Consider the following 6,921-nt stretch of genomic DNA (forward strand, 5'->3'; position numbering starts at 1 on the left):
AACTTATCTTTGCATTCAAAGGAGAATTAAAAATGAATACAAACAGTGAGGAAAATGAAAAACATGTTCCGGTTGTAACCGGCGAATCCCTTAAGTTTTTAGAAAAATACATTAACAATCCCTCTCCTACCGGGTTTGAATGGGAAGGCCAGAAACTCTGGCTGGATTATATTAAACCATATATTGACGAACATTATGTAGACAATTATGGTACAGCTGTTGGTGTTATCAATCCCCAGGCTGAATATAAAGTGGTCATAGAAGCCCACTCCGATGAAATTTCTTGGTTCGTAAATTACATCACCAAAGACGGCTTAATTTATGTGATCAGAAACGGCGGATCGGATCATCAGATTGCTCCTTCCAAAAGAGTGAACATTCACACAGACAAGGGCATTGTAAAGGCCGTATTTGGCTGGCCGGCTATCCATACGCGTAACGGCGAAAAAGAAGAGGCTCCCACATTAAAGAACATTTTCCTTGATTGCGGCTGCACATCTCAGGAAGAAGTGGAAGCATTAGGGATCCATGTGGGTTGTGTAGTAACCTATGAAGACGAATTCATGGTATTAAACAACCGCTACTATGTCGGAAGAGCTCTGGATAACAGGGTGGGCGGATTCATGATTGCGGAAGTTGCGCGCCTTCTGAAAGAAAATAAGAAGACCCTTCCGTTTGGATTGTACATCGTCAATGCAGTTCAGGAAGAGGTAGGGCTTCGTGGTGCTGAAATGATTGCCAACAGGATAAAGCCGAACCTTGCGATTATTACGGATGTTACTCACGACACCCAAACCCCTATGATCAATAAGATCACCCAGGGTGACCTTGCATGCGGAAAAGGCCCTGTATTGTCTTATGCCCCTTCTGTACACAACAACTTTAACAAGCTGCTTATTGCAGCCGCCCAGGATAACAAGATTCCGTTCCAGCGTCAGGCATCTTCAAGATGGACAGGTACTGATACCGATGCATTCGCATACTCCAATGACGGTGTGGTCTCGGCCCTCATTTCACTTCCCCTCCGCTATATGCATACGACAGTGGAAATGGTTCATAAAGAAGACGTTGACAATGTGATTCGCCTGATCTACGAATCTCTCTTGAAGATCGAATCGGGACAAGATTTCAGATATATTAAGTAAGGCGAAATATTCCTGTAAAAAGTCCGTTATAATTACTCATAGGACACCAAAGAAAAAGGGCAGCGAATAATTCCCGTTCGCTGCCCTTTTAAATTTCTTATTAATGATTGGGTCGTCAATTGGAGACCGCGGTAACCTTTACTTCAAAATCCAATGGCGAAAAAGCTGGAATACCTGAGTACCCTGTAATGCCATAACCCAGGGGAGATGGAAATACCATTCTGATTGAACCTCCCTCTTTTAACAAAGGAAGCGCTTCCTTCCACCCTTGTCGCAAACCGGGATCAGTTAAAGAAAACACGCTGGATGTTCGTGAATCAAACACCTGTCCATTAAGCAATTTACCAGTATAGTCAGTCGTTACGGTAGAATCTATTGTAATACTGCTCCCCGTTCCCTGCTCTAGAATCTTATAAAACAATCCCGACTCAGTCCTTGTAAAACCAGTGAGTCCTTCTCTTTCAAGGTACTTCCTGATCATCCCGTCTTCATACTGAGGCAGTTTTTTGCTTTCAAGCACTTTAATCGTATAGTCAAGGGATGCGTTACCCGGGATGCCCAGAGTTTTATTTCCGCTCCTTCCATAGGCTTTCCGCGAAGGAACGATAATACGGATTTCCCCTCCCTGCTTTTTAAGCGCCCTTTTAACAATATCCCTGATACCAGCAGGAGAAAAATATCCAAAGTAATTCCCATACCGGTTGAGAACAGTATCCTGCGAAGAATAAGCACCATCGAGTGATCTCACCGTATAAATTATAGGAAGTTGCTTGGTATAATCAAGACTATCAGCCTGCTCCGGAGGGGTAGAAGTAATCTGGTAGTATATACCGGTAGTATCATACTGTGTTACATTCAGGCCGTTCTTCTGAATGTATGCCTGTATATTCTTCTCATCTTCTGTTTCAATACTTTCATAACTCTTTTCACACCCCGTGATCACCGCCGCAAGAAGTAAAACAAAAAAGTAAACCTTGTATGTCATTGTTCGCATCCGTCTGTTTTTACATTATAATACGAAAGCCAGGCGTTCAATGCTACCAAACACGGCTTTTCGTCTGCAAATTTATCTTTTTAATCTTCAAATACTAAGCTTTAACATTTTTTTACATTCAGTATGCTTCTGCATCGTTTTCAGTGAAGCTCAAAGCATTAGAAAAAAGAGACCTTGCATGCCCCCATATATTTCATGCCGTCACAAGATCGTTTCGCCCGGGGAAAATTAAAAAACCAAAAACAAAACTTTCAAACGCCGCGTTTTAGTTCAAAATTAAAAACTTTAATCTATTGAAATGAAAAGCCACATAAGCATCTGTCCATGGGAAGGGAAGACCTGCTTATGACTTTTTAACATCACTTAAAACAATTTGCACAAATGAAAACAAAACTATCTGCTATTCTTCTACTATTAACCTGTCTGGCATCATTCAGCTATGCACAAAGCCGTGCTTCTGGCTCAAGTTACAGAACCGCAGCTGGTCTCAGAGTGGATCTTGGCGACGGATCTACAGGAGTAGGTTTCAACGTTAAGCATCATTTCACACAAACAGGTGCAGTCGATGCAAGTTTGCTCTTCTTTGAAGGCGATGTAGTAGGACTGGAAGCTGAATACGAATATACAGCACCCATCCCAAATGCACCTGGTTTAAAATGGTACGCAGGATTGGGACCTCAGATACTTTTCGGAGATAATGATACAGGCATTGCTATAAGGCCGGTAGCCGGTCTCGAATATAAAATCCCGAATGTGCCCCTGAACTTCGGATTCGACTGGAGACCTATGTTCCTCGTGAGCCCGGATACCGATACCCAGGCAGCTCGTTTCGGACTTTCGTTCCGCTACGCATTTTAATTTCAGACATCTAAGTTAACGCTCTATACAATTAAAGAGGCTGAACCGATCTGGTTCAAGCCTCTTTTTTTTATGTATACTCCTTTTATTTTATCACACCTGTAACCCTGACAGATATTGACTCGTCTTATAAAACAGGAGGCAGTTAACGATTAATTTTTACATTTGCCTGCTTTAATACTCTTTTTCAAATGAAAAAACTATTCATCTTTCTATCTTTAACAGCAGCTTTTGCTATGATCAACAACCGTGCAGAGGCTCAGTACAAAAATGCAGCAGGTGTCAGGGTAGGCGACTATACAGGCATTACATTCAAAACTTTCCTCGAAGAGGATCGTGCAATTGACTTCATCTTAAGTTTCAAAAGTAAGAATGCTTATTCCGCTGTCCGCTTCACAGGATTGTATGAGGTACACAATCCGATTGATTTTGAATATGGCAACCTCCGCTGGTTTTACGGAGCAGGTGTCTCGGTTGGAGGCATGGACTATAAGTTGATTGATAAAAACGACTTTCTCCTGAGTGCCGATGGCGTATTAGGTCTTGATTATCATTTTGCAGAAGCTCCGATCAATCTTTCATTCGACTGGAAGCCGGCTTTGCAGTTCGCACCGGAAGCAGACTTTAAGGCAGGTCAGTTCGGACTGTCTATAAGACTAACGTTTTAAGGACTTATGTATTCCGGGTTATGAGTTATGTATTTCAACCAATCATAACTCATAACCCGGAAATTTCAAAGGCTCACCTCTCCGTTCTAACACGAGATCTTTCCTACCCTCGTAGCGTGCCTGCCGCCTTCAAACGCCGTTTCAAGAAAACGGGTAGTAATATCTTTCGCCAGTTCCTTACTGATAAAGCGGGCCGGAACACAGAGAACATTCGCATTATTATGCATCCTGGCAAGTTCAGCCAGCTCTTCTGTCCAGCATATCGCAGCCCGGATCCCTTTGTGCTTGTTTGCCGTGATTGCCACCCCGTTAGCGCTTCCGCAAACGAGTATACCGAAGGTAAACTTTCCCTCTTCTACTGCCATAGATACAGGGTGTGCAAAATCAGGATAATCGGCAGACTCCGCACTGTAAGTTCCAAAGTCTTTAAGCTCCAAATCCTTTAAAAACTCTCTGAGCATCTCCTTATATTCAAACCCTGCGTGGTCTGAACCAATAGCTATTGAAATATTGTTATCCATTTTGAATTTGATTCGCTGTCCCCGCTTAGGTTCCAGCATGACATTACAAAGACCGGTTAATTTACTTTATTACTAATCCCTGCTCATCAATGCTTTCTCCCTTCGCTTCTCTACCCGTGCGGAAATCATTATACTGACCTCATACAGGATAAATAGTGGGAAACTAACGGTTAGCATTGTCAGAATATCAGGAGTTGGAGTAATAACAGCTGCAATGATCAGAATGATCACAGTAGAATATCGTCTCGAAGCCCTCATAAACCGGGGCGTCATAATGCCTATCTTCGACAGGATAAAGATCAGGATCGGCAATTCGAATACAACACCTGTACCAAGGGTGAGGGTGGCTACAGACGACAGATAAGAGTCTATTGTTATCTGGTTCTGGATAATGTTGCTGACCGTATAGTTAGCCAGAAAGGTAATAGATAAAGGTGCTATAATATAATACCCAAACAATATCCCCAGAATAAATAAAAAGGTAGCGTAAAACACAAATCCACTGGCTGAAGTCCTTTCTTTATCTGTAAGGCCTGGCTTTATAAACCTCCATATCTCATATAAAAGATAAGGAAATCCCAATACCACCCCCGCCAGCAATGAGGAATTTAATTGCAGGGTGAACTGCCCCGCCATCTCAGTATTGATAATATTGAACTTAATCTCCTTAATGCAATAGTCTGCCGAAAGATGAAAGCGATCGGCAATCTGGCACATCATCCGGTACGTCCAGAAGCCCGGGCTTTTAGGCCCCATAATGACCTTATCGAAGATAAAATCGTAGTAGCCAAAGGCGAGACTGGTAAATACAACAATAGCAATACAAGAACGGATAAGGTGCCACCTCAATACCTCAAGATGGTCGAAAAAGGACATTTCTGCCTCCAGATTCTGTCCTTTTTCTTTTATTGAGTCAAGAAGCTTTTTTCCCCTGTTATTGCTCATTGTACTTTCAAAGATGCCTTGTTTCTGAATTCTGTGGCTTCACCACACCTTAAAAAATATCGTTTAGAGAGCTGAGTCTTCCTCAAATTCAAAACTCTCCATAAACTTCGTTGTAAAGTTCCCCGCTCTGAAATTAGGGTCCTTCATCAGTTGGCAATGGAAAGGAATTGTAGTTTTCACTCCTTCAATCACAAATTCACTTAACGCACGCTCCATAGTAGAAATTGCCTCCTCACGTGTTTGCCCGGTGCAGATCAGTTTAGCGATCATCGAATCGTAATTAGGAGGAATCTGATATCCCGCGTAAACATGAGTATCCACACGAACTCCATGACCACCCGGCGAATGAAAGATAGTTATTCTTCCCGGAGACGGCCTGAACCCGTTAGCCGGGTCTTCTGCGTTAATCCGGCATTCGATAGCATGTTTAGCAGGGGTATAATTCCTTCCGGATATAGGGACACCTGCTGCCACCCGGATCTGTTCCTTTATAAGATCGTAGTTAATTACCTCCTCTGTTACCGGGTGCTCCACCTGGATACGGGTATTCATCTCCATGAAATAGAAGTTCCTGTGCTTATCCACCAGGAATTCGATCGTTCCGGCTCCCTCGTAATTTACAGCCTTTGCACCTTTGACGGCGGCTTCACCCATCTTTTCACGCAGGGTATCTGTCATGAAAGGAGAGGGAGATTCCTCCACCAGCTTCTGATGCCTTCTCTGGATCGAACAATCTCTCTCAGATAAATGACACACTTTTCCATACTGATCTCCTATAATTTGGATTTCAATATGCCTGGGATCTTCAACGTATTTTTCCAGGTATATCCCGTCATTTCCAAAAGCAGCGCCTGCTTCCATCCTGGCAGAATCCCATGCAGCCTCAAAATCCTCATCTTTCCACACAATCCTCATACCACGGCCGCCGCCACCGGCTGTAGCCTTCAGTATTACCGGATATCCAATTTCATTGGCAATTCCGATACCTTCCTTTACATCAGAAACCAGTCCGTCAGATCCGGGAATGGTAGGCACACCTGCGGTCTTCATCGTTTCCTTAGCCGAAGCCTTATCTCCCATCGCATTGATCTGCTCGGGCGTTGCGCCAATGAACTTGATATGGTAGTCTCTGCAAATTGCAGAGAATTTAGCGTTTTCAGATAAAAATCCATATCCGGGATGAATAGCATCGGCATTCGTGAGCTCCGCTGCCGAAATGATATTCGGAATATTCAGGTAAGAATCCTTACTGGCCGGAGGCCCGATACAAACAGCCTCGTCCGCAAACCTGACATGTAAACTTTCCCGGTCAGCTGTAGAATATACAGCTACCGTCTTTATTCCCATCTCTTTACAGGTACGGATAATACGTAAAGCTATTTCTCCGCGGTTTGCAATTAGTATCTTTTTAAACATAACTTCCTTCTGTGTACAATAAAAAGAATGTGCAAATATGCAGATGTTTCCACCCCTGCAAATTTGCACATCAATAACATATTTTTAGGCAGGTTCGACCAGGAATAATGGCTGGTCATATTCAACAGGACTTGAATTCTCGACAAGGACCTTTACGATTCTGCCTGAGATTTCAGATTCTATTTCATTGAATAATTTCATTGCCTCTATGATACACACCACCTGGCCAGCCTTCACCTCATCACCAACATTCACAAATGAAGCTTTGTCCGGACCTGCTGAACGGTAAAAAGTACCGATCATAGGCGATTTGATAGTCAGATATTTTGAAGTATCTTCTGTTTCTGCAGAGACCTTAACAGGAGCTTGAGCCT

8 protein-coding genes are annotated in these 6,921 nt (G+C 43.0%); 3 read left to right on the top strand and 5 right to left on the bottom strand.

The features are described from left to right. Positions 1-32 precede the first annotated feature (32 nt). A complete protein-coding gene (locus DDR33_RS26025) occupies positions 33-1,145 on the top strand; it encodes a M42 family metallopeptidase (protein ID WP_109418062.1) in 1,113 nt (370 codons plus the stop codon). A gap of 115 nt (positions 1,146-1,260) precedes the next feature. On the opposite strand, the gene DDR33_RS22445 is transcribed toward DDR33_RS26025, so the two are convergent. After that, positions 1,261-2,139: an FKBP-type peptidyl-prolyl cis-trans isomerase gene (locus DDR33_RS22445; protein WP_109418043.1), complete on the bottom strand. Its 879-nt coding sequence runs from the start codon at positions 2,137-2,139 to the stop codon at positions 1,261-1,263. A 381-nt stretch (positions 2,140-2,520) separates the two neighbouring features. Between DDR33_RS22445 and DDR33_RS22450 the strand changes: the two genes are divergently transcribed. Beyond that, the gene (locus DDR33_RS22450; protein ID WP_109418044.1) at positions 2,521-2,997 is read left to right on the top strand and encodes a hypothetical protein; all 477 of its coding nucleotides are present in this window, start codon (positions 2,521-2,523) and stop codon (positions 2,995-2,997) included. Between the two features lie 191 nt (positions 2,998-3,188). Next, positions 3,189-3,665: a hypothetical protein gene (locus tag DDR33_RS22455; RefSeq protein WP_109418045.1), complete on the top strand. Its 477-nt coding sequence runs from the start codon at positions 3,189-3,191 to the stop codon at positions 3,663-3,665. Positions 3,666-3,751: 86 nt separating this feature from the next. On the opposite strand, the gene rpiB is transcribed toward DDR33_RS22455, so the two are convergent. From rpiB to accB, 4 genes are all read right to left on the bottom strand, one after another. Then, positions 3,752-4,186 carry a ribose 5-phosphate isomerase B gene (rpiB, locus tag DDR33_RS22460; RefSeq protein WP_109418063.1) on the bottom strand — a complete coding sequence of 145 codons (435 nt, stop codon included), beginning with the start codon at positions 4,184-4,186 and terminating at the stop codon, positions 3,752-3,754. 72 nt (positions 4,187-4,258) lie between these two features. Beyond that, positions 4,259-5,131 carry a twin-arginine translocase subunit TatC gene (gene tatC / locus DDR33_RS22465; protein WP_109418046.1) on the bottom strand — a complete coding sequence of 291 codons (873 nt, stop codon included), beginning with the start codon at positions 5,129-5,131 and terminating at the stop codon, positions 4,259-4,261. A gap of 63 nt (positions 5,132-5,194) precedes the next feature. Beyond that, positions 5,195-6,547, bottom strand: a complete 1,353-nt coding sequence (accC, locus tag DDR33_RS22470) for an acetyl-CoA carboxylase biotin carboxylase subunit (protein ID WP_109418047.1) — start codon at positions 6,545-6,547, stop codon at positions 5,195-5,197. Between the two features lie 84 nt (positions 6,548-6,631). Beyond that, positions 6,632-6,921, bottom strand: a 290-nt coding sequence (gene accB / locus DDR33_RS26795) for an acetyl-CoA carboxylase biotin carboxyl carrier protein (RefSeq protein ID WP_238387905.1), incomplete at its 5' end; no start/stop codon positions are given.

It is taken from the genome of Pararcticibacter amylolyticus (assembly GCF_003130405.1).
Taxonomy (GTDB): Bacteria; Bacteroidota; Bacteroidia; order Sphingobacteriales; family Sphingobacteriaceae; genus Arcticibacter; species Arcticibacter amylolyticus.

Excerpts from the sequence above, each read along its gene's own strand:
- DDR33_RS26025 (WP_109418062.1), top strand. The coding sequence starts at position 33 with ATGAATACAAACAGTGAGGAAAATGAAAAACATGTTCCGGTTGTAACC.
- DDR33_RS22445 (WP_109418043.1), bottom strand. The coding sequence starts at position 2,139 with ATGCGAACAATGACATACAAGGTTTACTTTTTTGTTTTACTTCTTGCG.
- DDR33_RS22450 (WP_109418044.1), top strand. The coding sequence starts at position 2,521 with ATGAAAACAAAACTATCTGCTATTCTTCTACTATTAACCTGTCTGGCA.
- DDR33_RS22455 (WP_109418045.1), top strand. The coding sequence starts at position 3,189 with ATGAAAAAACTATTCATCTTTCTATCTTTAACAGCAGCTTTTGCTATG.
- rpiB (WP_109418063.1), bottom strand. The coding sequence starts at position 4,186 with ATGGATAACAATATTTCAATAGCTATTGGTTCAGACCACGCAGGGTTT.
- tatC (WP_109418046.1), bottom strand. The coding sequence starts at position 5,131 with ATGAGCAATAACAGGGGAAAAAAGCTTCTTGACTCAATAAAAGAAAAA.
- accC (WP_109418047.1), bottom strand. The coding sequence starts at position 6,547 with ATGTTTAAAAAGATACTAATTGCAAACCGCGGAGAAATAGCTTTACGT.